The 304-nt window shown below is 42.1% G+C and carries 1 protein-coding gene; it reads right to left on the bottom strand.

Annotated elements, in window-relative coordinates; translation table 11 throughout:
• Nucleotides 1-304, bottom strand: a 304-nt coding sequence (locus R8925_RS16015) for a DUF4097 family beta strand repeat-containing protein (protein WP_430536770.1), incomplete at both ends; no start/stop codon positions are given.

Here is a 304-nt window from a genome sequence, read left to right as displayed (position 1 = left end):
ATCGTCAAGTCACCCGATCTCATATCACTCGCCAATTCACTAAGTTTAGCGTCCTTCGCTACATGAATTGTCACGGTCTGATCCCCATAAATCGGAAACTCTAGAAACTCGAACCATTTCTGGTTGTGCTCTACATCAATCGTCAAATTATCCAGATTCGGCTTCACACTCTTATCCAAGCGGTTAAATGCCTCTTGCGATAAATGACCACTCATTGTCACGTAATTTTTATCAGTATTACTCTCTGTCACATTCACGCGTATATCCTGATCACCCATCAGCTTAATCCGCGAAATATCACCAT

Source organism: Listeria rocourtiae subsp. hofi (assembly GCF_963575615.1).
GTDB lineage: Bacteria > Bacillota > Bacilli > Lactobacillales > Listeriaceae > Listeria_A > Listeria_A hofi.
The sequence above is the reverse complement of the archived record's forward strand: the minus strand, read 5'-3'. Positions and strand labels throughout refer to the sequence as shown.